A 21,589-nucleotide genomic window follows, 5' to 3' on the forward strand; every position below is an offset into this window, starting at 1 on the left:
GGCGCGACATGAGACGAGCAAGCCTGAAAACCAAAACAGCCCTCTTTGTGCTCCTCGTCTTCTTTACCACGGCTCCCACTGCGGTCTACCTGACACTTGAGTTCTTCGGAAGGTCGCTGCGGGACGTGGTGAATACCCACCAGGCGACCCTGCTGTCTCGAATCGGCACAGAAATTGACGAAAAGCTCCAGGGCAGCCACGACGCCCTCATAAATATCGCTCGTCTGGCCACCGCCGACGACGTGGCGTCACCCGAGACCGCCCGGCGCTTTCTTCATCGTTATCCCCTGCTGACCGCGTTCTTCGACAACGGTGCGTTCATGTTCACGCCCGACGGAATCCTGCTGGCCGAGACCAATCAGGGGCTGCAGCGCTCCGGCCTCGACTTCTCCGCCCGCGACTACATCCGGCAGACAAGGACATCGGAACGCCCCTACATTTCGCGTCCCTTCGTGTCGAGCCAGCCCCACCATCATCCCACCGTCATGTTCACTGCCCCGGTCTTTACGCCGAACGGAACCCTCGTCGCCATACTCGGGGGGAGCATGGACCTGCTCAAAGGAAATTTCATCGGCTCCCTGGCCTCCACCCGCATCGGCAAGGAAGGCCACTTTTACCTGTTTGCCGATGACGGCGTCCTGATCATGCATCCCCAACAGGAAAGCATCCTGCAGCAGAACGTCAGATCGGAGATTCTGAACCACGCATCCTCCGTGCCCCGAGGAGGCGTCATCTCGGCCGAAACGGTCAACGGCGACACCCCCATGCTGAGCACTCTGAAAAAGCTGCGCCAGACGACATGGACCCTGGCGGCCGACCTGCCGAAGGACGAGGCCTATGCGCCGCTCCACATGGCTAAGCGTTCGGCATGGATGGCAGTCATCCCATGGGGGCTCCTGAGCGCGGCCGCCATCTGGCTCCTCGTGCGTCGGCTGACACTGCCGATCCTCGCGCTGGAGCGCCAGATCCGCGAGGCCGAGGACAGCGGCGCCCACCGCAACGTGCTGATCCGTTCGGGGGATGAGATCGAACGGGTGGCCGAGGCATTCAACGGTCTCGTCAACCGGCTCATCGAGAAGGAAGACCGGCTCGTCCACCTCTCCAACCACGACTCCCTGACCGGGCTCTACAACCGCCTCTTTTTCGAGGCGGAGATGCAGCGGATCGACCGGGGACGGCATTTCCCCGTCAGCATGGTGATGGTTGACGTGGACAATCTGAAAACGGTCAACGACACCTTCGGCCACACGGCGGGCGATGCCCTCATCATCAAGGCGGCCCAGGCCCTGCGGACGGCATTCCGGTCCGAAGACGTGGTGGCGCGGGTCGGCGGCGACGAGTTCGCCGTCATCATGGAGGGATCCGACCACGCAACGGCGCTGGAAGCGCTGGAACGTGTCCGGGAAACCGTAGCGCTGCTCAACTCCGACGGAGATTCTCCCGAACTCACCCTCTCTCTGGGCACCGCCACGGCAACGGCACCGCTCACCCTCGGGCAAAGTTGGCGCCTGGCGGACCAGCGCATGTATGCCGACAAGGCGCGACGCAAAGCATCAAAGGTAATAGGAAGCGGCTCCGCTTCCCGCGACTCGGCCGTTTCGGCTTCCTGAGCGCGGTCGCCGCATCCTCCTGAGCGGGGTACCGTGATCAAGGTAGGGCTACAGCCTTACCCGGAGAACACCGGATGATTCCCTTGGCCGCCAGCCACTTCCCCTGGTTGTTTTTGCTTCGGACACGCCTCGAACGGTCGCGGGCGCATCTGTGGCGCCCTTTCGCGTCGATCCTGGCGGCCCTGACGCTTCTCCTTGCCCTCTCGCCCCAGACGGCCCACGCATCCGCTCCCGGCTCCCTCCTCGGCAAGATCCTTGTGCTGCACTCGTACCATCCCGGCTTCACCTGGACCCACGAAGTGACGGCCGGCATCATGGCTGCCTTCAGGGAGGCCGACCCTGATGCGGACCCCTTTGTGGAATACCTGGATGCCAAGCGTTACGGGGGATCAACTCACGAGCGGCTCCTGGCGGACCTCTTCCGCCACAAGTATGCCGGCGCCGACCTCCAGATTGTCGTCACCACCGACAACGCCGCCTTCGACTTTGCCGTAAAACACCGGGCCGGGATCTTTCCCCGAGCGGCCATCGTGTTCTGCGGCTTGAACGGATTTTCCGACAGCACCCTGGCCGGTATGTCCAACATCGCCGGCGTCGTGGAAGAAGCCGACCCCCTCAGGACAATCTCTCTCGCCCTCTCCCTCCACCCCGACCGTCGCCGGGTGGTGGTCATCAGCGACACGACCGAAACCGGCCAAGCCATTGCCGACGGTGTCCGGCAGGCAAAGGACAGGTACCGCGACCGGGCCGGCATCGAAATAATCCAGAATGTGACCATGACGGAGTTGGCCACGGCCGTTGAACGCCTGGGCAACGACAGCCTGATCGTCCTTGGCGCCTTCAACCGGGACCGTCAGGGACGGTCATTCACCTATGAAGAGGTCCTGAGGTTCGTGCATGACCGGACCAACGTCCCCATTTACGGCCTCTGGACCTTCCAGTTGGGCAAGGGCATCGTCGGCGGCAGCCTGCTGTCCGGCCAGCAGCAGGGAGAGGCCGCCGGACGGATTGCGTTGCGCATCGTAAGGGGTGAACGGCCCGAATCCATCGGGATAGATCACGCGGTCCCGCCGGTTCTCCGCTTCGACTACAACGAGTTGAAACGCTTCGGCATCAGCCGCGCCAAGTTGCCCGCCGGGAGCGAAATCGTCAACGAGCCCAACCGTCTCCTGCATACCTATCGCCGCGAACTGGCCATCGCCGCCTCAGCCTTCCTGGCGCTGTGCGGAATCATTGCCCTGCTCGTTGCCATGCTGCGCCAGCGCACCCTCCTGGAGCGCAGACTCCGCACCTCCGAGCAGGAATACCGCCAATTGGTTCAGAACGCCAACAGCATCATCCTGCGCGTCGACACGAGCGGGAACATCACCTACCTGAACGAGTTCGCCGAGGGTTTTTTCGGGTATCCGGCCACAGAGCTGGTGGGTAAAAGCGTGGTGGGGACCATCACCCCGGAACGGGAGTCGACGGGCAGGGATCTGGCGGGCATGATCGGGGAAATCTGCGAGAACCCCGACAGCTACACCCACAACGTCAACGAGAACATCCTGCGCAGCGGCGAACGGGTCTGGATCAGTTGGGCCAACAAGCCCCTGGCGGACGAGCGGGGCAACCTGCGGGAAATCCTGAGCATCGGCAACGACATCACCCATCTGAAGGAAGCACAGGAGGAAATCCTCAGGCTCAACGTTGTCTTGGAGGAGCGCGTCCGGGAGCGGACCGCCCAGCTGGAGAGTTCCAACCGGGAGCTGGAGTCGTTCTGCTACTCGGTTTCCCATGACCTGCGGGCTCCCCTGCGGCACATCAACAGTTACAGCCGGATTCTTCTGGATGAGTACCTGCCGCTGCTGGACGAGCAGGCTCAGCATTTCCTGCAACGCCTTCAGGCGGCAAGCCACCGCATGGGACAGCTCATCGACGATCTGCTGGAGCTGTCGCGAGTGTCCCGTGCGGAGATGGAGTGTGAACGGGTTGATCTGACGGAGCTGTCAAGAGGGGTGATCGAGGACCTGCGCGAGGGTGATGACGACCGGAATGTCGAGGTGCGGATCACTGAGGGAATGACCGCCTGGGGCGACCGGCGGCTGCTTCTGCTCGTGCTTCAGAATCTCATCGGCAATGCCTGGAAGTACAGCTCGAAGCGGGAACATGCGGTCATCGAGGTTGATGTGGTGCGTCGGAACGACCGTGAGGTGTTCCTGGTGCGCGACAATGGCGTGGGGTTCGACATGGCCTTTGCCGACAAGCTCTTCGGAGCCTTCCAGCGTCTCCATTCGTCGGCGGAATTCGAGGGGACCGGCATCGGGCTTGCTACCGTGCAGCGAATCGTCCACCGTCACGGGGGGGGCATCTGGGCCGAGGCGGAACCGGATCGGGGGGCGACGTTCTTTTTTACTCTCCCGCCCGAGCAGTGCTCTCCGGCAGAGCCCCTGACAGACACTCCGCCCGAGGGGACGTGAGTCAGAGACTGCAGCGCAACAGCTTCTTCCCGTCCCGGAACAGGATTTCGACCTTATTCGGCTTGATGACCGCCGTCACGATGCCGATGCCGAACGTCGGGTGATTCACCAGCGCATCGACCCGGAAAGACGCATCCATGGCATAGGGGACCGCTGAGACCGGATCGCGCCCCTCCATGGCGTGCTCCCATTCCGAAGGCCCTGCCACGGCCGAAGCCCGACGCGGCTTCTCCCCGGCCGGCCGGCGTGCTGACGACCGCTCAACGGTTTTTTTCTCTTCCTGGGGTGAATGGTAGTTGTGCTGGCCGCCGCAGGTATTGCACTGGACCCGCACCACCCGCGTTCCGACCATGGCCACGATGGTATGATTGTACACCGCCCTGCACTTGGTACAGCGCGCCTCTATGATATCTCCTGCTGAAATCGGTCTGCCGCTCATCGTTGGTATCCTCGTGGCCACTGGCCGTTAGTCCGTTTTGCCGACGCCTGCAAAGGGAGGAGTTTATAGCACTTCGCCCGGATTGAGTCAAGGATGTTCCCCGAACGTGCCGGAGGAGGTATGGACCTGCCCGTTGAAATCATGCTATGGTTGAAACATATTCGCAACGAGGTCGGACAACGCCATGAATGTCGAACAAATGAAGGTGGTCCTGAGAGAGATCCTCGCCAGGACCGACCTGACGCCGTGCATCGTCGGCCACCGGGGGGTCGGCAAAACAGCCGGCATCATACAGCTCTGCCGGGAGACCGGCCGCCGTTATCAACCTATTCGCCTTGGCCAGATGGAAGTGGGGGACCTGGTGGGCATCCCCTATCGCGAAAAGGACGTCATGTACTGGTCGCGCCCCTGCTGGTGGCCCGACGACGACGCGCCGGACACGGTCATCCACTGCGATGAACTGAACCGGGCCCAGCAGGAGGACACCCTCCAGGCCATCTTCCAGTTCGTGGAGCCCCCCTCCGAGGGAAACCGCCGTGCGCTCCACACCCACACCCTCCACCCCCGGCACAAGGTGGTGGTGACCATCAACCCGCCTGACGGCACCTACCAGGTGGCGACCTTTGACCGGTCCCTCATCGACCGGATGGTGATGCTCTACGTGGAAACCGACTACCAGTGCTGGGCCCGCTACGCCGCGGCCAGGGACCTGGACCAGGGGGTGCGCCGGTTCCTGGCGGCCAACACCTCGCTCCTGGCCAGCCAGGGGAGCCCCCTGGAGATGGACGCCGAACCCACCGAGCGGGGCTGGGAAATGGTGAGCATCTTGCGCCGGCAGTGCCGTTTTCCCCGGGAACTGGAGATGGAGATCTACGCCGGCATTATCGGCAAAGAGGCTGCCATCGCCTTTCTGCGCTGGTGCGCCGACCATGCGGCCCGGCCCGTAACCGCCGGCGAGGTGCTGAATCACTGGGACCACGTGGCTGAGAAGCTCAGGGCCCAGCGGGACGACCAGCAGGCGGTCACCATGAGCGACATCGTCGCAACTCTTACGGGCAACGGGGCACTGGCGCCGGAGCAGGAGGAAAACCTCGTCCGCTACATCGACATCCTTCCCCGCGACATGCGCTTCGGCCTCGTCAAGTCATTGCTGCGCATCCCCCCCGTGGCCATGGCCCTCTCCCGCGACAAGTACGACGGGGTAGTACTCGACGCCATTCAGGCCATCAGCGCCGAGGCCCGATGACAGCAACCGCCCACCGGAAAACTCTCCCCAACGGCCTGCGTGTGGTGGCGGTGGAAATGCCCCACCTCCACAGTACCGAGATCGCGGTCTACGTGCGCGTCGGCGGACGCGACGACAACCGTGCCACGGCCGGGCTCGCCCATTTCCTGGAGCACATGCTCTTCCGGGGCACCGCCGAGCACCCCACCAACCTGGAACTGGAAGCCGCTTTCGAGGCCATCGGCGGTTGCGTCAATGCCGCGACCGACGCCGAGTCCACCAGCTACTATTCCCGCGTCCACCCCGATCATGTGGCTGAAGGGCTGCGCCTGTTGGCAGCCATGATCCTCACGCCGACCTTTCCGGGCATTGATATCGAAAAGCGGATCATCACCGAGGAAGCCCTGGAAGACATCAACGACCACGGTGACGACATCAACCCCGACAACCTCTCCAGCAGCATGCTCTGGCCCGGCCACCCCCTCGGCATGCCGACCATCGGCTACCTCGACACCATCTCGGCCATCACCGAGGCCGACCTGAAGGGTCACATGGCCCGCTACTACGTCCCCACCAACGCAGTGGTCGTAGCAGCCGGGCGAGTCAGGGCCGACGACGTATTCGGGGCCGTCGCCGACGCCTTCGGCACCTGGGCGGGACCGTCCGCCCCCGGCCGGATGCCGCCGCCGTCAGACCAGGACGAACCCCGCTGCCTCTTTGTGAAGGACGCAGACAGCCAGGTGGATCTCCAGATAACCTTTCGTGGATTCTCCCGCCCCGACCCGCAGCTGGCGGCAACCCGGCTCCTCCGGCGCGTTCTGGCGGGAGGCGGCTGTTCGCGCCTCCACCTGAACCTGAGGGAACGGCTCGGCATCGTCTACTCCGTGGACGCCCAGATTGCCGCCTACGACGAGACCGGCTGCTTTTCCATCGAGCTGTCCACCGCACCGGAGAATCTGCTCACCGCCGTGGAGGAAGTCCTCAGGGAGACCCGGAAACTGGCGGCGGAGCCGGTTAGCGCCGAGGAACTGTGCCGGGTTCGGCAGGGATATTTCTTCGACCTTGCCTACAGCGAAGATTCCACCTTCGAGATGCAGGTGCGTTACGGGTGGGGCGAACTAATGGGGATGGTCAAGGGGATCGACGAGGAACGGGCCGAGGTTGAGGCCGTGGACGAGGGCACCCTGCAGGCCGTCGCGCAGCGGCTTTTTGCTCCGGCAGCCCTCAACCTCGTGGCCGTCGGGCCGGTCACCGCCACTGCAAAGCGGCGGATCGACCAGTTGCTGCGGCGCTACGCCAAGGAATTTCCTACCTCATGTCAACCACCCGGGCCTTGATCCTGCCGACCACGGCGGCAATGGCCGCCAGCCGGTCGGGGCTTTCCCCCTCAACCAGTTTCACATGCGAGGCATCGGCAGGAACCTGATCAAAGGCGGGGTCAACCTGCTGCCAGGCGCCATCCACAAAAACCTCGGCCCAACTGTGATAGAGCAGGCCCTTTCCGTCCAGGGAGACAAGCCCTGACACGAAACGGGCCGGAATGCCCACAGCACGGGCCAGGGAGACGAAAAGGCGTGCATGCGACTGACAGTTTCCCGTGCGTGAGGCAAGCGTGTCGAGGGGAGACGGGGCATCCGTGACGCTGTCTTTCACGTAGCTGCTCACCCAGGTCACCAGCTTTTCCAGCCGTCCCCGGGCGGAGGCATCATCCCCGATAACCCGCCGGGCCGTAGCCACGATCTCGGGATGATCCGCCGGCAGGAGGTCGGTAGGTGCCAACCAGGGGGCCAGGGCAGCAGCATCAACCGCAGGCGCGCTATCTCCAGCCGGCGCAGCGGACGGCACCACCGGCTCCACCGTGACCTGCACGCTTCCGTCGCCCAGACGCCGCACGCTCTGCCCTCCCCCATCGGGTAGCGACATCTCCCGGGGGATTCCCTCAAGAGTAATCACGAGGCTCTTGAGTTCCCGGACCCGCTCAAGGGGAGGATTCAACCGCACGAGGCTGAAGTCGAGGATCATGTCACGCCGGGACAGGGTGGCTTCGGCCAGGAATCGCCGCCCTGCGTCACCATCCTCGGCCACGGTCTCCACCAGGCCGTCACGCACCGACTCGCGGAGGGTGTTCCCATCCCGGTCTACCCAGACTTCATTGTCGACCATGGGGTAGAGGTCGTTTACCATGTGGACGGCCTGTATCCCGCCTGCCGCAGTATCCGATCCCTGCACGGTAATGGCGACGTTTTTCAGGGAACCGCCTTCCACATCGAGCATGGTTACCTTGTAGCGCTTTCCCGCAACCGCTCCCTTCAAGAGCGGATAGAGGTTCAGGACCGGCGGCGGATATACTGCTCCCTTGGTTTTGAGAAGCTTCTCCTTCCGGCTGCCTCCCCGTTCGAGCCGGATCTTCACTCCTGCCGGCGTCGTTTCGCCTTCCAGTCGCCGGGGAGTACCGTCAAGCACCTGCTCCACCCGGAAGGAGCGGAGGGCAAGGTCACGTCCCACCCGATAGACCTCGCGGGAAGCCGCCTCGCGCGAAAAGCCGAGGACAACCATCCTGACGCTCCCTTCCACTGTCATCTCGTAGCCGTCGTCCACCGCGGTTGTCACCTGCCGGCCGAAGCCGGTCCGCTCCCCCCCCATGAAGATACCGAACCACCGCTCGCCCAGGGGCGGTTTCGCGAGAGGAGGCACGGACAGCCGGGAATCCCCGGCCCGGGCTATGGACTGAAGAAAGAACGTGACGATGAAAACGGCTATGATCCTGACCAGAGTACGGGGCATAGGCATGGCGTAGTGGGCTCGATACGGCGGTGAGAACGGCGCGCCGTCAGACTCTCGTCGAACGGCACGCAATGGTAGAGATCTATTCCGTGAAAATGGGCTCCTTGGCCGCTTCAGGGCGCTTCTCACTCTGGGGTACGGAACAGCGGTTCTCGGGGGCGGGGCTGTCCGGTTCGCCCCTGTCCAGTTCCTGCCGCACAAGAACGGCGGCGTGATCAAGCAGGCTCTTTCTGCCGCTGTCCGACAGCCGTCGGAATTCGATGATGAGTTTATGCTCGTCCAGGCTCAGGTCCATGGTCGGTTCTCCTTCGGGGATGGGATTCCCCTCCACGGGGGTTGTGGAGGTTATACCACAATCGCAGGGGGGTCGCAATCGGGCCTGACCTGTCGGAAAAGCCACACCGGACCACAAAGAGCCACACATGAAAAACTCTTTAAATACAGCAAATTATCTTCTCCTATTTACTTGCGGAGGCTGGATGATCGCGCTATAGTTTACTTAGAAAAGAGTTGCGAGGGTCGAGAGATCCTCATTATGCCCTAGCCGACTTTCCCTCCTAGTCGCTAGGGTGTTTTTTTGCCGCCAACCCGCTGTGCCACGCCCGGCACAGCGTATACTTTATGTGTCACTTGTTGCACACTACCCCTTCAATGGTGTATGGTTCACATGTACAGGAGGCGTCATGGAGCCGATAATTACCGACAAGGAAAAGTGCCGCAAGTGCTACTGCTGTGTCAGGAGCTGCCCGGTCAAGGCGATCAAGGTTGAAAAACGCTACACCGAGATCATCTTCGACCGCTGCATAGGCTGCGGCAACTGCCTGAGCAATTGCCCGCAACGGGCAAAGATGGTGGCCGACAAGGTGGGCGTTACCGAGAGTCTTCTCACCTCGGAAGACAAGGTAATCGCCGTGCTCGGCTCATCATTTCCGGCATTTTTTCACAACGTTGCACCGGGCCAGCTCGTGGCCGGCCTCAAACGGATCGGCTTTCGCGAGGTCCACGAAGGGGCCTACGGCGCTGAACTGATCGCTGACGATTACGCCCGCATCACCGGCGACAACGACCGGACTTACATTTCATCCCACTGCCCTGCCATCGTTGACCTGATCGAGCGGCACTACCCGAAACTGCTCAGAAACCTTGTGCCCGTCGTTTCTCCCATGATCGCCATGGGCCGCTACCTCAAGAAAGTACTGGGTCCCAAGGCCAAAGTGGTCTACATCAGTTCCTGCATTGCCGCAAAGTTCGAAACCCAGATGGCCGAAACGCGGGAAGCCATCGACATTGTTCTCACCTACCGCGAATTGGAGGGCATCTTCCGCAGCCGTCAGATTTCCCTCCCGACCCTCGACGCGCTTCCCTTCGACGGGCTTGCGCCCACGGTGGGAAGACTTTTCCCCATCAACGAGGGAACCTTCCGATCGTTCTCCATGTCGGCGGACCCCCTTGACACCGAAATAGTCTCCGCCTGTGGCGAAGTAAACGTCATGGGTATCATCAGAGACCTGGCAGCCGGCAGGATCGCTCCCCGCTTTGCCGACCTGCGCTTCTGCTATGACGGATGCATCGGCGGTCCCGGCCGCAACAACGACCTGACCGAATTCTACCGCCGCAACCTGATAATTAACCATTACAAGCAGGACATCCCCTACGAGACGGCTCCACACTATCTTTCCTCCCGTGAGCAGACCGGATTGGTCCGCTCTTTTGCCAGCAAGCACGCGCGCCTCGAGTCGCCAAAAACAAACGATATCAAGAAAATACTTCAAGCCACCAGCAAGTACTCGGTCAAGGACGAACTCAATTGCCGCGCCTGCGGCTATCGCACCTGCCGCGAGTATGCCGTGGCGGTCTACCAGGGCTTGGCCGAGATCGAGATGTGCCTTCCCTACAACCTCCAGCAACTGGAAGAGGATCGTGGCCGCCTGATCCAGAAGTACGAGCTCGCCCGTCGGGAACTTGACCGCGAGTACACTGACGAGTTCATTGTCGGCGACGACCGTAAGACCCTGGAAGTACTCGATCTCATCAAGCAAGTGGGGCCCACGCCAACGACGGTTCTGATCCGGGGCGAGTCGGGAACCGGAAAGGAACTCACCGCCCGAGCCATCCATCGCTTCAGCAAGCGCAACGATAAGCCCCTGGTGACCGTGAACTGCACCACCATCACTGATTCCCTTCTGGAGAGCGAACTCTTCGGACACAAGCGGGGGGCCTTCACCGGCGCCATCGCCGAGAAAAAGGGACTGTTCGAGGCCGCCGACGGCGGCACCATCTTCCTGGATGAAATCGGCGATATCACTCCGAAATTGCAGGCGGAACTCCTGCGCGTCCTCGACATGGGCGAAGTGCGTCCCGTCGGGGGCACGACTGCCCGCAAGGTCGACGTACGCCTCATTGCCGCAACCAACCGGAACCTCGAAGAAGGAGTACGGGCGGGCTGGTTCCGCGAGGACCTGTATTATCGCCTCAATGTCTTTACCATCACCATGCCGCCCCTGCGCAATCGGGTAGAGTCGATTCCGATTCTGGCGCACCACTTCATGGAAAAAGCCAGCACCAAACTGAACAAGCGGCTCTCAGCCATCGAAGAGCGGGCCGTCATTGCTCTCACCAAGTACCCCTGGCCCGGCAACATCCGCGAGATGCAGAACGTCATCGAACGGGCTGCGGTGCTCGCCCACGACGATGTCATCCACCTGGAGAACCTCCCTCTGGCCCTTTCGGAAAATCTGGATGGGAGCCCGACCGCCGACCTGGATATCCGGGCATCCTTCCGCGCGGAGCGCGAAAGGCATGTGGTCAAGCTCGAAAAGAAGCTGATCCAGCGCTATCTGGCCGAAGCAAACGGCAACGTCAGCCGCGCCGCACGGCTCGCCAACATTCCGCGCCGCACCTTTTACCGCCTGCTTGACAAGTATCGCCTCAAGGACAAAGAGGAGCGGGATATACCCCAGGGGGGCAGACAATAGTGTGCACTTTTGGCCACGCCTGTGCCAACCGTGACACAAAGATGTATACGCAGATTTTTATTAGATAATTTTTATATTTAACTTAATAATGATTTCGACATGTTATAATTTTTTTCTCTGGCCCCTAAATCTGGCATGTATATGGCATAGTAAGTACACAAAATCGATATCAACAATGCCAATCAATACACGGAGGATACCAGACATGGGAAGAATGAGAGAAAATCCGCGGTACAACGTTATCTCCATGAGGATCAGCGACGAAGAGCGTGATCGCCTGCAGGCAATCATGGAAGCCACTCACAAGAGCGTGTCGGACATCATGAGGGAGGCCATGGAGCTTTTCTCCGTCCAACTCGAGCAGTCTCAATCCGGGGATCAGAAGGCCGCCTGATTTTCACAAAAAAAACGGGGCATCCCTTGCCAGGGGTGCCCCGCACTTCGTCGATCATGAAGCGAACCGGGCGGAAGCAATCCGCAGCGGTTCGTTTTTTTCGTTTTAGCTCGTCTATTTCACCTTCCAGGTTGTTCCCTGGGCTGAGTCGAGGAGCAGAATCCCCTGGGCCGCCAAGGTATCGCGAATCTCGTCGGCACGACGAAAATCCCGGGCCTTGCGGGCCGCGTTCCGCTCCTCGATCAGGCGTTCGATCTCGGAGGCCTCAATGGGCAGAGCCGCGGCCTTGCGACTTTTGAGACGCTCCGCGAAGGCAACCGGCTCCGACGTGAACAGGCCAAGCACCGCTCCCACCCGATTGATTGCCTCCCGCGCGCTCGCAAGTACGGTCCGGTCGATACCACCCTCTGCAAGCACCCGGTTGACCGCCCGCACCAGATCAAAGACATAGCCCAACGCCTGGGCCGTGTTGAAATCATCGTCCATGGCCTCACTGAAACGGGCCGGAAGTCCGGCCGCCTTCTCGGCCAGTTCCTCGTCGATCCGCCCCGCACCCGTGCCGCCTGCGGCCACTGCCTCGTCGATGCCGGCCAGGGCATTGTAGATCCGCTCCAGACCCGCTGCGGCCTCCTTCAGGTTCTGATCCGAAAAATCAATGGGAGAACGGTAGTGAGCCGACAGGAGGAAGAACCGGAGCACCTCGGCGTCATAGCTCTCCAGCACTTCCTTGATGGTGAAGAAGTTGCCGAGGGACTTGCTCATCTTCTCGGCATTTATGTTCACAAAGCCGTTGTGGATCCAGTAGCGGGCAAAGGGCTTGCCGTTGGCCGCCTCGGACTGGGCGATCTCATTCTCGTGGTGAGGGAATACCAGATCCTTGCCGCCGCCGTGAATATCGAAGGTCTCGCCCAGGTACTTCATGCTCATGGCGGAGCACTCGATGTGCCAGCCGGGACGCCCCTGGCCCCAGGGGGAATCCCAGCAGGGCTCGCCCGGCTTCGACCCTTTCCAGAGGGCAAAGTCCATGGGATGGCGTTTTTTCTCTCCCACCTCGATGCGTGCGCCGGCCTGCATTTCCTCAAGGTTGCGCTTGGAGAGCTTCAGGTACTGATCGAAGGCCTCAACGCTGAAGTAGACATCCCCGTCGGCGGCATAGGCAAAGCCCCGTTCCACCAGTCGCTCGATGACCTGGATCATCTCGGCGATGTGCTCGGTGGCCTTGGGCTGATAGGTGGGCAAATCGAGCCCCAGAGCCGCCATGTCCCGGTCGAACTCGGCAATGAAGCGCTCGGAGATGACGTTGAACGGCACCCCTTCCTGATTGGCCCGATTGATGATCTTGTCGTCCACGTCGGTATAGTTGCGGACATAGGTCACCTCGTAGCCTGCGTGGCGGAGGTAGCGGTAGATCATGTCGAAGACCACGTTGGCCCGGGCGTGGCCGATGTGGCAGTGGTCATAGACCGTGACGCCGCAGACGTACATCTTCACCCGGTCCGGCTCCAGCGTGACGAAATCTTCCTTTGTGCCCGAAAGCGTGTTGTAGACGCGCAATGCCATGGAAAGCCCTTTCAGATTCTTAATTCTACGTATTACTTCTTGGCCCACGAATCCCGCAGCGTCACGGTCCGGTTGAAGACCGGCGCGCCGGGCTGCGAATCGACGCGGTCAGCGCAGAAGTATCCCTGACGCTCGAACTGGAAGCGATCCTCGGGCCGGGCCAGAGCCAGGGAGGGCTCCAGCCGGCAATCCCGAACGATTTCAACCGACAGGGGGTTGAGAAGCTCCTTCCAGTCGTCGCCCGAGGGGTTGGGAACGGTGAAGAGCCGATCGTAAAGCCTGACCTCGGCAGTCACGGCATGGGTCGCCGAGACCCAGTGAATGACCCCCTTGACCTTGCGCTCCGAACCGGGAAGGCCGCTGCGGGTCTCCGGATCATAGGTGCAGCGTACCGTGGTCACGTTCCCCTCGCCATCACGCTCCACCCCGGTGCATTTCACGATGTACGCGCCCCGCAGGCGGATTTCTTCGCCCGGCGAAAGACGCTTGAACCCCTTGGGAGGGACCTCCATGAAATCGTCGCGCTCGATGAAAAGCTCCCGTCCAAAGGGGACCGGCCGGCCGCCCAGGTCGGGACGCTGGGGGTGATAGGCAATGGTGAGATCCTCCGCCTCCCCCTCGGGATAGTTTTCGATCACCAGCCGGAGAGGCCGCAAGACCGCCATGACCCGGGGCGCGCGCTCGTTCAGATCCTGGCGCACGCTCTCTTCCAGAATGCTCATGTCGATCCAGCTGTCGCTGCGTCCCACACCGATGGTGTCGCAGAAGCTCCGAATCGCCTCGGGCGTAAAGCCCCGACGGCGAATGCCCATGATGGTCGGCATGCGCGGGTCATCCCAGCCGGTCACGTCGCCGTCCTTAACCAACTGGAGAAGCTTGCGCTTGCTCATGACCGCATAGGTGAGATTCAGGCGGGCGAACTCGTACTGGCGCGGCCGGTTCGGCACCGGCAGGTTGTCCAGAAACCACTCGTAAAGGGGCTTATGATCTTCGAACTCCAGGGTGCAGATAGAGTGGGTGATCCCCTCAATGGCGTCCGACTGGCCATGGGCGTAGTCATACATTGGGTAGATACACCATTTGTCGCCGGCATGGGGGTGCGGGGCATGGAGAATCCGGTACATGACCGGATCCCGCAGGTTGATGTTGGGAGAGGCCATGTCGATCCTGGCCCTTAACACCTTTGCCCCATCCGGGAACTCGCCGGCCCGCATCCGGCGGAACAGATCAAGGTTTTCCTCTGCAGTGCGGCTGCGGTAGGGACTCTCCTTGCCCGGTTCGGTGAGGGTGCCGCGGTAGGAGCGGATCTCATCGGCCGTCAGGTCGTCCACGTAGGCCTTGCCCTGTATGATGAGGGATTCGGCCCACTGGTAGAGCTGCTCGAAGTAGTCGGAGGCGTAATAGCAATGCTCCCCCCACTCGAAGCCGAGCCAGCGGACGCTCTCCTTGATCGACTCGATGTACTCGGTCTCCTCTTTCACCGGGTTGGTGTCGTCGAAGCGGAGATGGCAGCGCCCCCCGAAATCCCGCGCCAAGCCGAAGTTGAGACAAATGGATTTGGCGTGGCCGATGTGGAGATAGCCATTGGGCTCGGGGGGGAAGCGGGTGACGATGATCCGGTGCTTGCCGCTCTTGAGATCGTCCTCGACGATGGTTCGCAGGAAGTTGGTGACGTGGGCTGATTCGGTGGTCGACATTCGCTGTCCTCGCACAAATTACATTAGGCTGCTACTTCTCTTCCATGAGCACCACCGCATAGGCGGCAATACCCTCGCCGCGCCCCGCGAACCCAAGTTCTTCGGTGGTGGTCGCCTTGACGTTCACCCGCTCGGGGTCCGCCATCAGGTCGGCGGCGATATGTTCTCGCATGAGAGGGATGTGAGGGGCCATCTTGGGACGCTGGGCCACGATCGTGGCATCCAGGTTGCCGAGGCGGAATCCGTGCCGGTCCGCCAGCTCCATGACATGGCGGAGCAGTGCCCGGCTGTCGGCGCCCTTGTACCGGGGGTCGGTATCGGGAAAGTGCTTGCCGATATCTCCCAGGGTAAGGGCTCCGAGAATGGCGTCGGAGATGGCGTGGAGCAGCACATCGGCATCGGAATGCCCCAGCAGGCCCAGTTCGTAGGGAATGTCGACGCCGCCGACGATCAGCTTTCGTTCCGCCACCAGGCGGTGAACGTCATAGCCGTGGCCGATCCTCATGGTATGTACCTCTCTTTCAAAACACGCGGAGCCGGTCGCCCGTTCACGCCGTGATCTCCTTCAGAAACGCCTCGGCCAGGACCATGTCCTCGGGCGTCGTGATCTTGATATTGCGGTAATCCCCCACGACGATCCGCACGCTGCGGCCCAGGCGCTCCACAAGCATGGCATCGTCGGTGCCGAGAAAGCGTTCCGCGTCGGCAATTTCGTGGGCCGCGCGGATGACGGCGTAGCGAAACGCCTGGGGCGTCTGGGCGAGCCAAAGGGTCTCCCGGGGGGGGGTACCGGTTATGATGCCGTCTTCAACCGTCTTCACGGTGTCCTTGGCCGGCACGGCAACAAGGGCTCCGTCGTCCTCCCGGGCCACCGCGGCTGCCCGGGCCAGCACGTCCGTACTGACAAAGGGACGGACCCCATCATGGATAAGGACCACATCGTCGTCCGCCGCAGTTCCCTCCATGGCCCGCAACCCGTTCAGGACCGAATGCTGGCGCTCCGCACCGCCGGCAACGATGCCCAGAACCTTGGTGAAGCCGTAACGCTCAACCACCTGGTCACGGCAGAAGGGAATCTCGTCCTCGGGAGTGATGACAAATACGCCGTCAACAAAGGACGCCCCCTCAAAAACACTCAGGGTATGGGCGAGGATCGGTCTCCCCGCCAGGAGGAGGTACTGCTTGTTGATGGAGGCCCCCATCCGCTTGCCCATGCCGGCGGCCGGGACCAGGGCGAAAACGGCCATGGCTTCTCCCCTTCGCGCCGCGGTGGACGGCGCCACAAATACGGCCCGGCCTGCGCGGAAAACGGCGCCGGTCGGGCCGGAATGAGCTGATTATACCGAAGGATCGCTAAAAGACCAGCCAAAAGTAATACGAAGAATTGCCCCCGGCCGCGTCAGCCGGCCAGTTCCCGCAGGGCGGAGGCAACCGCCGGGGCATCGTCGTCCAGGAGGGTCCGCGCATCGAGCAGAAAGCGTCCCCGGTTGATGCGCCCGACTACCGGCACGGTCATGCGCCGGAGCCGCGTCTCCATCTCCTGGGGAGACACCCCGTCCACGTCAACGGCAATGAGGGTCGTGGGCAGCTCCAGGAGGGGATAGGCACCCCCTCCCACCTGGGAAACGCCGTCAAGGGAAGCAAGCCGTACGGAAGCGGGGACGCCCCGGCGCAGACGGCGCATGAACTGTCTGGCGCGAAGCCGCAATTCGTCGGCCGAGGCGGTCAGCATCCTGAGAGTCGGTATCTCCGCCAGGGCCTGGCGTTCATCCCGGTAGAGGCGCAGGGTTCCCTCCAGGGCCGCCAGGGTCAGCTTGTCGATACGGATAGCCCGGAGCAGAGGATGCTTTTTCAGCGGCTCCACGTATGCCCTGCGCCCGACGATGATCCCGGCCTGGGGACCGCCCAGGAGCTTATCACCGCTGAAGGTGACCACATCCACCCCGGCGGAGACGAATTCCTGCACCGTGGGCTCTCCCCGGATGCCGAAACGGGAGAGATCAATGAGACAGCCGCTGCCGATGTCGGCCATGACCGGCAGACCCAATTCGCGGCCGATGGCGACCATCTCCGGGGCCGTCACCTCTGCGGTAAAACCGACCACGGCGAAATTGCTGGAGTGGACCTTGAGCAAAAGCCCCGTTTCGGATGTCACCGCCTGACGGTAGTCGCGGGGATGGGTACGGTTGGTGGTTCCCACCTCGCGGAGAACGGCCCCGCCCTGCTGCATGACGTCCGGGATGCGGAACGACCCGCCGATCTCCACCAGTTCTCCCCGGGAGACGATGACCTCTTTTCCGCCGGCAAGGGCGGACAGGGCCAGCAGGACCGCCGCTGCGTTGTTGTTGACCACGAGCGCGGCCTCTGCGCCGGTCAGTTCGCAGAGCAGCTTCTCAACATGGGAGTATCGGCTCCCCCTCTCGCCCCGCTCCAGATCGAATTCCAGGTTGGAGTAGCCGTAGGCGGTGTCGTCGACACGTTGCCGTACCCGCTCCGCCAGGGGAGAGCGCCCCAGGTTCGTGTGAATGACGACACCGGTGCCGTTCACCACCCGTCGAAGGCTGCACGCCGTGCTGCGGGCCACCTCGCGACCGACCCGGCCGGCAACCGCACCGTCTGCCAGATCTTGCTCCCGTAGCGATCCTGCGCGGGCCTCGGCGCGCAAGGCATCGAGCACGGCGCGAACGGCGGCGAGAACCGTGGGTCGGGGATGGTCTGCCAGCAACCGCCTGACTTCGCCCTGTTCAAGGATGCGGTCAACCTTGGGAATGCGGCTAAAGATGGTCACGGTAGTCTCTCCGGGCACAAAAATGGCGGCACAAAGCCAGCTTAGACCTCACTACCAGATTGGCTCAGGACTGTCAAGGCGGGTGAGGGGGGCGGGTGAACGGGGTATCGTCACCCAGTCCAGTGTCTCTGTTGGTAAATCCTTGGGGAAAATTGTGAGGCATTGAGGCTGCGACTGGCGACACGGGGCCAGCCCTGCCACGTCAAGGAGCCGCAACGCCGGCTGCGGTTAAAAGAACCTCAACTGCAGACAGAAACCAACCGGGTCACTAGATATCAAGTTGCAGTGCAGCAGCCTGTTCGGCAGGTTTGAGGGGAGGTGCGCCGTCGGTTTCCTGCATGAGAACCCGGCCGCCGTACTCAGCGTTCTTGCGGACAAGGGTCTCGGCCATGTCGGCATTGCGGGACTGGAATGCCTCGATGATCCGTTCGTGCTCCTTCACGGAAATATGCATTCGGCCGGGCAGGCTGAGGGAGGCGTAGCGAAGCCGCTGGAACTTCCGGACAAGGTTGGTGACGAGCTCTGAGAGCTTCTCGTTGTCGGCCGCCCGAAGGAACAGTTCATGGAAATCGTTGTGAATCCGGAAAAAGTGACGTACGTCACCCTCATCCGCCAGGTGGCGCAATTTCTCGTTGATGGCTCGAAGCTTCTCGATTTCCTTGTCCGTGAGCTTCTCACAGGCGCGGCGAGCCGCGTACCCCTCAAGAATGCTCTTGATGGCGTAAAACTCTTCCACGTCCCGGGGAGAGAAAAACGTGACAACCGCTCCTTTGCGCGGTATCACGGTCAGATATCCCTCCGACTCCAGCTGGCGGAACGCCTCCCGGATCGGTGTGCGGCTGATGCCGAATCGTTCGGCGAGGTCAGGCTCAGCCACTTTTTCTCCCGGCTTGAGGGCGCCGGTCATGATGGCATCGCGAATGGTTTCGAGGATCTTTTCCCTGAGGGTGAGGTGCTTCTCCATCGGTTTTTTCATAAATAGTGTCCACTCCGGCGGGGGCTGACTTATTGTATACAGTATACAGAGATTGTCAAGCAGGAGTTAGCATGTTTTAAAAAAGAAAGGTCTGTTACGAAGCACCCTTACGCCCTTGCCATTTACAGCACCGGATAGTATCCTTTGGCGCGAAGAACCCCGACCTCAGCATCATCGGCCGGGGAAGCCGCAGACAATTGCCGCACGGGACCTCCTGGCTGCTCGTGGCTCCCCTGCCGACACCATCATAATAAACTCAAAGAAAGAGCCCGCTGACCATGTCCGATCGCATCCACGCCCATATCCCCTACCCCATGCTGGCCGACAACCTGACGGCCGTCACCGCCCGTGGGATCAATCCCGAAGTCCACTTTTCGGGTGAGGCCCTTGACTCCCTTGTCCCGGAAAAACTGATAGCCGTTGCCGATACCCTGATCGCCACCGGACTGCGTTCAACCATTCACGCGCCCTTCGTGGACCTGAACCCGGGCTCGGCCGAGCGCCTCATCCGCGAGGCTACCCGCCATCGGCTCAACCAGGTGATCGACGCCGCGGCAATCCTCAAGCCCGACGTGATCGTCTTCCATCCCGGCTATGACCGCTGGCGCTACGGCGAGAACCAAGATGTCTGGCTCGCCCACAGCATTGAGACATGGCGGAGGGTACTGGAGCTGACCGAACCTGTCGGCTGCACCGTGGCGGTGGAGAACATTTTCGAGGAGGAGCCCTCAACCTTGAAGGCCCTGCTGGAAGAGATCGACGACCCCCGCTTCCGCCACTGTTTCGACGTGGGACACTGGAATCTCTTTCACACGGTGGGGATGGAGGAATGGTTCGATGCCATGGGGCGCTTCGTGGCGGAGGCCCACATCCACGACAATTTCGGCACCCGCGATGACCATCTGCCGCTGGGCGAAGGGGCCATCGACTTTGACCTCTTCTTTTCCCTCATGGCGCGCCACGCCCCCCGGGCCGTCTGGACCATCGAGGCCCACTGCCCGGCAGCTCTGGACAGGGCGCTCGTTGCCATCGAGCGCTACCGGAGATGACCGCGGCCCGATGCCGCGAGTCTTTGTAGTCAAGGCTACAGATAGGGAGAAAAAAGCTTGGCCGTTGCGTCCCGCACTTTTTCAGGGAGCGGGCGGCCGTCCATCTCGGCCATGCTCACCTGCCGCGAGCGGGCGACGGTGGCGACGAAGTTACGGGAAAGGATTCCGGCCAGTTCCCGATCATAAACCTCCAGATTGAGCTCGAAGTTGAGCCGCAGGCTGCGGGGATCCAGGTTGGCCGAGCCGATCATGCTCCAGAGACCGTCGACGATGAAAAGCTTGGTGTGGGCAAAAGGGGGCGGCTGGTAAAACACTCTGATCCCCTGCTGGATGAGTTCCCAGAGATAGGCCCTGGTGGCCCAGTGGACAAAGGGGAGATTGTTCTTCTCAGGCAAAACGAGGGTGACCTCCACCCCCCGCAGCGCCGTAGTGACCAGGGCAGAAACAAGTGAGCGGTCGGGGATGAAGTACGGCGTCATGATCTGAACCGTCCGCGTGGCGCACGACAGGGCTCCCATGATGATCCAATGGAGCGTATGGTATTCCTTGTCGGGCCCGTCGCCGATGGGACGGGCCAGGGCATGGCCGGCCGGCGGGATCGGAGGAAAATACCGGGTGTCATCAAGAAGTTCGCCGGTGACGAAGTGCCAATCCTCCAGGAAGACCTGCTGAAGCCCCGCCACCACCGGACCCGCCACAGAAAAGTGAACATCCCGCGACACGGCGTCACCCGCCTTTTCAGCCACATGCCGGTCCCCGATATTCATCCCCCCCGTAAATGCCAGCTGGCCATCCACCACCAGGACTTTGCGGTGGTTGCGCAGATTCATGTAGACCCCCTGTCGCAACGGCAGGAACCGCTCAACCCTGATTCTCGTCCCCTCCATGAGAGTCCTGGCACGGGGCCATGAATACTTTTCACCGACGCCGTCGACGATCACCCGCACGATGACACCACGCGCCGCGGCGGCGGCCAGCGTAGTGATGAACCGGCGGCCGGTGCTGTCGGAATCGAAGATATAGGTAGAAAGGTGGACCGAGGATCGGGCCTGGGCGATGGCTTCCAGCATGGCGGGGTACGCCCCTTCGCCACCATCCAGGGGGATTATGCGGTTTCCCTGGACCAGAGGGGCTCCCACCACCCGATCGGCCAGATGGCGCAGCTCGGAGAGGTATTCAGCCCCCGCCGGAGGAGTCGGCGCACTTTCATGCTCCTGGGCTGAGCGGAAGTGCTCTCCCCCGGCCAGACGGCGTCCTGTTTCCTGCCACTTGCGGGCCCGGCGGAAGATGCGGTTTACCCCCATGCTCCAGTAGAAAATGGGACCGAACAGCGGGACCGTGAGGCAGACAACGATCCACCCGAGTGCTGACCGGGGGTCTCGCTTCATGACAAGGGCATGACCGGCAGAGCCCACCGAAAGGGCAATCGCGATTCCTGCGCACACAAATAAAAATACGTCATCCAGGTATGAAATCACGCCCCATCCCTCGGCGGCGGTGCGGGAACCTCGTCGCACGCGGGCTCCGGCCCGGCAGTGTACAGCCGCCCCATTGCGGCGTGCCTGCCGACCCTTTACTTTGTACCGTAAAAACAGCCCGCTAGCAACAGAGCCCCGCCGGCAGCCCTCCGCCA

17 protein-coding genes are annotated in these 21,589 nt (G+C 61.9%); 7 read left to right on the forward strand and 10 right to left on the reverse strand.

The window, feature by feature from the left end:
• The first annotated feature begins 8 nt into the window (after positions 1 to 8).
• Complete coding sequence (locus AABA48_RS14180; RefSeq protein WP_286350986.1) at positions 9 to 1,610, forward strand: sensor domain-containing diguanylate cyclase; 1,602 nt, start codon at positions 9 to 11, stop codon at positions 1,608 to 1,610.
• 74 nt (positions 1,611 to 1,684) lie between these two features.
• Positions 1,685 to 4,069, forward strand: coding sequence for an ATP-binding protein (locus AABA48_RS14185; RefSeq protein WP_286350987.1), 2,385 nt, complete (start codon positions 1,685 to 1,687; stop codon positions 4,067 to 4,069).
• 1 nt (position 4,070) lies between these two features.
• On the opposite strand, the gene AABA48_RS14190 is transcribed toward AABA48_RS14185, so the two are convergent.
• Entirely contained in the window at positions 4,071 to 4,508 is a 438-nt protein-coding gene (locus AABA48_RS14190) for a hypothetical protein (protein ID WP_014552157.1), read from the reverse strand.
• 184 nt (positions 4,509 to 4,692) lie between these two features.
• Here AABA48_RS14190 and AABA48_RS14195 point away from each other — a divergent pair, with 184 nt between their 5' ends.
• Both AABA48_RS14195 and AABA48_RS14200 read left to right on the forward strand, forming a co-directional pair.
• Positions 4,693 to 5,754: a hypothetical protein gene (locus tag AABA48_RS14195; RefSeq protein ID WP_286350988.1), complete on the forward strand. Its 1,062-nt coding sequence runs from the start codon at positions 4,693 to 4,695 to the stop codon at positions 5,752 to 5,754.
• Complete coding sequence (locus tag AABA48_RS14200) at positions 5,751 to 7,070, forward strand: M16 family metallopeptidase (protein WP_324309126.1); 1,320 nt, start codon at positions 5,751 to 5,753, stop codon at positions 7,068 to 7,070. The genes AABA48_RS14195 and AABA48_RS14200 overlap by 4 nt, the downstream gene beginning before the upstream one ends.
• Here the strand turns inward: AABA48_RS14200 and AABA48_RS14205 are convergent.
• A complete protein-coding gene (locus AABA48_RS14205) occupies positions 7,042 to 8,523 on the reverse strand; it encodes a transglutaminase-like domain-containing protein (RefSeq protein ID WP_286350990.1) in 1,482 nt (493 codons plus the stop codon). The two genes, AABA48_RS14200 and AABA48_RS14205, sit on opposite strands and share 29 nt — an antisense overlap.
• A 76-nt stretch (positions 8,524 to 8,599) precedes the next feature.
• Entirely contained in the window at positions 8,600 to 8,812 is a 213-nt protein-coding gene (locus tag AABA48_RS14210) for a hypothetical protein (protein WP_286350991.1), read from the reverse strand.
• A 388-nt stretch (positions 8,813 to 9,200) separates the two neighbouring features.
• On the opposite strand from AABA48_RS14210, the gene AABA48_RS14215 reads away from it, so the two are divergent.
• Positions 9,201 to 11,492 (forward strand): sigma 54-interacting transcriptional regulator, encoded by a 2,292-nt coding sequence (locus AABA48_RS14215; RefSeq protein WP_286350992.1) that lies wholly within the window; start codon positions 9,201 to 9,203, stop codon positions 11,490 to 11,492.
• A gap of 205 nt (positions 11,493 to 11,697) precedes the next feature.
• Positions 11,698 to 11,886, forward strand: coding sequence for a ribbon-helix-helix protein, CopG family (locus tag AABA48_RS14220; RefSeq protein WP_286350993.1), 189 nt, complete (start codon positions 11,698 to 11,700; stop codon positions 11,884 to 11,886).
• A gap of 114 nt (positions 11,887 to 12,000) precedes the next feature.
• Here the strand turns inward: AABA48_RS14220 and cysS are convergent, their stop codons facing one another.
• From cysS to AABA48_RS14250, 6 genes are all read right to left on the reverse strand, one after another.
• The gene (gene cysS / locus AABA48_RS14225; RefSeq protein ID WP_286350994.1) at positions 12,001 to 13,446 is read right to left on the reverse strand and encodes a cysteine--tRNA ligase; all 1,446 of its coding nucleotides are present in this window, start codon (positions 13,444 to 13,446) and stop codon (positions 12,001 to 12,003) included.
• 32 nt (positions 13,447 to 13,478) lie between these two features.
• Complete coding sequence (locus AABA48_RS14230; RefSeq protein ID WP_286350995.1) at positions 13,479 to 15,143, reverse strand: glutamine--tRNA ligase/YqeY domain fusion protein; 1,665 nt, start codon at positions 15,141 to 15,143, stop codon at positions 13,479 to 13,481.
• A 31-nt stretch (positions 15,144 to 15,174) separates the two neighbouring features.
• Complete coding sequence (gene ispF / locus AABA48_RS14235) at positions 15,175 to 15,648, reverse strand: 2-C-methyl-D-erythritol 2,4-cyclodiphosphate synthase (RefSeq protein WP_286350996.1); 474 nt, start codon at positions 15,646 to 15,648, stop codon at positions 15,175 to 15,177.
• 43 nt (positions 15,649 to 15,691) lie between these two features.
• Positions 15,692 to 16,390 carry a 2-C-methyl-D-erythritol 4-phosphate cytidylyltransferase gene (ispD, locus tag AABA48_RS14240; protein ID WP_286350997.1) on the reverse strand — a complete coding sequence of 233 codons (699 nt, stop codon included), beginning with the start codon at positions 16,388 to 16,390 and terminating at the stop codon, positions 15,692 to 15,694.
• A gap of 152 nt (positions 16,391 to 16,542) precedes the next feature.
• Positions 16,543 to 17,931, reverse strand: a complete 1,389-nt coding sequence (selA, locus tag AABA48_RS14245; RefSeq protein ID WP_286350998.1) for an L-seryl-tRNA(Sec) selenium transferase — start codon at positions 17,929 to 17,931, stop codon at positions 16,543 to 16,545.
• 268 nt (positions 17,932 to 18,199) lie between these two features.
• A complete protein-coding gene (locus AABA48_RS14250) occupies positions 18,200 to 18,907 on the reverse strand; it encodes a GntR family transcriptional regulator (protein ID WP_286350999.1) in 708 nt (235 codons plus the stop codon).
• Positions 18,908 to 19,185: 278 nt separating this feature from the next.
• On the opposite strand from AABA48_RS14250, the gene AABA48_RS14255 reads away from it, so the two are divergent.
• Positions 19,186 to 19,956, forward strand: a complete 771-nt coding sequence (locus AABA48_RS14255; protein ID WP_286351000.1) for a sugar phosphate isomerase/epimerase family protein — start codon at positions 19,186 to 19,188, stop codon at positions 19,954 to 19,956.
• A 35-nt stretch (positions 19,957 to 19,991) separates the two neighbouring features.
• Here the strand turns inward: AABA48_RS14255 and cls are convergent, their stop codons facing one another.
• Positions 19,992 to 21,434 carry a cardiolipin synthase gene (gene cls / locus AABA48_RS14260; protein WP_286352538.1) on the reverse strand — a complete coding sequence of 481 codons (1,443 nt, stop codon included), beginning with the start codon at positions 21,432 to 21,434 and terminating at the stop codon, positions 19,992 to 19,994.
• Positions 21,435 to 21,589 lie beyond the last annotated feature (155 nt).

The organism is Geobacter sp. 60473, from assembly GCF_036323535.1.
Classification (GTDB): domain Bacteria; phylum Desulfobacterota; class Desulfuromonadia; order Geobacterales; family Geobacteraceae; genus Geobacter; species Geobacter sulfurreducens.

Coding starts and splice junctions, on each gene's coding strand:
- AABA48_RS14180 (WP_286350986.1), top strand. CDS start 9: ATGAGACGAGCAAGCCTGAAAACCAAAACAGCCCTCTTTGTGCTCCTC.
- AABA48_RS14185 (WP_286350987.1), top strand. CDS start 1,685: ATGATTCCCTTGGCCGCCAGCCACTTCCCCTGGTTGTTTTTGCTTCGG.
- AABA48_RS14190 (WP_014552157.1), bottom strand. CDS start 4,508: ATGAGCGGCAGACCGATTTCAGCAGGAGATATCATAGAGGCGCGCTGT.
- AABA48_RS14195 (WP_286350988.1), top strand. CDS start 4,693: ATGAATGTCGAACAAATGAAGGTGGTCCTGAGAGAGATCCTCGCCAGG.
- AABA48_RS14200 (WP_324309126.1), top strand. CDS start 5,751: ATGACAGCAACCGCCCACCGGAAAACTCTCCCCAACGGCCTGCGTGTG.
- AABA48_RS14205 (WP_286350990.1), bottom strand. CDS start 8,523: ATGCCTATGCCCCGTACTCTGGTCAGGATCATAGCCGTTTTCATCGTC.
- AABA48_RS14210 (WP_286350991.1), bottom strand. CDS start 8,812: ATGGACCTGAGCCTGGACGAGCATAAACTCATCATCGAATTCCGACGG.
- AABA48_RS14215 (WP_286350992.1), top strand. CDS start 9,201: ATGGAGCCGATAATTACCGACAAGGAAAAGTGCCGCAAGTGCTACTGC.
- AABA48_RS14220 (WP_286350993.1), top strand. CDS start 11,698: ATGGGAAGAATGAGAGAAAATCCGCGGTACAACGTTATCTCCATGAGG.
- cysS (WP_286350994.1), bottom strand. CDS start 13,446: ATGGCATTGCGCGTCTACAACACGCTTTCGGGCACAAAGGAAGATTTC.
- AABA48_RS14230 (WP_286350995.1), bottom strand. CDS start 15,143: ATGTCGACCACCGAATCAGCCCACGTCACCAACTTCCTGCGAACCATC.
- ispF (WP_286350996.1), bottom strand. CDS start 15,648: ATGAGGATCGGCCACGGCTATGACGTTCACCGCCTGGTGGCGGAACGA.
- ispD (WP_286350997.1), bottom strand. CDS start 16,390: ATGGCCGTTTTCGCCCTGGTCCCGGCCGCCGGCATGGGCAAGCGGATG.
- AABA48_RS14250 (WP_286350999.1), bottom strand. CDS start 18,907: ATGAAAAAACCGATGGAGAAGCACCTCACCCTCAGGGAAAAGATCCTC.
- AABA48_RS14255 (WP_286351000.1), top strand. CDS start 19,186: ATGTCCGATCGCATCCACGCCCATATCCCCTACCCCATGCTGGCCGAC.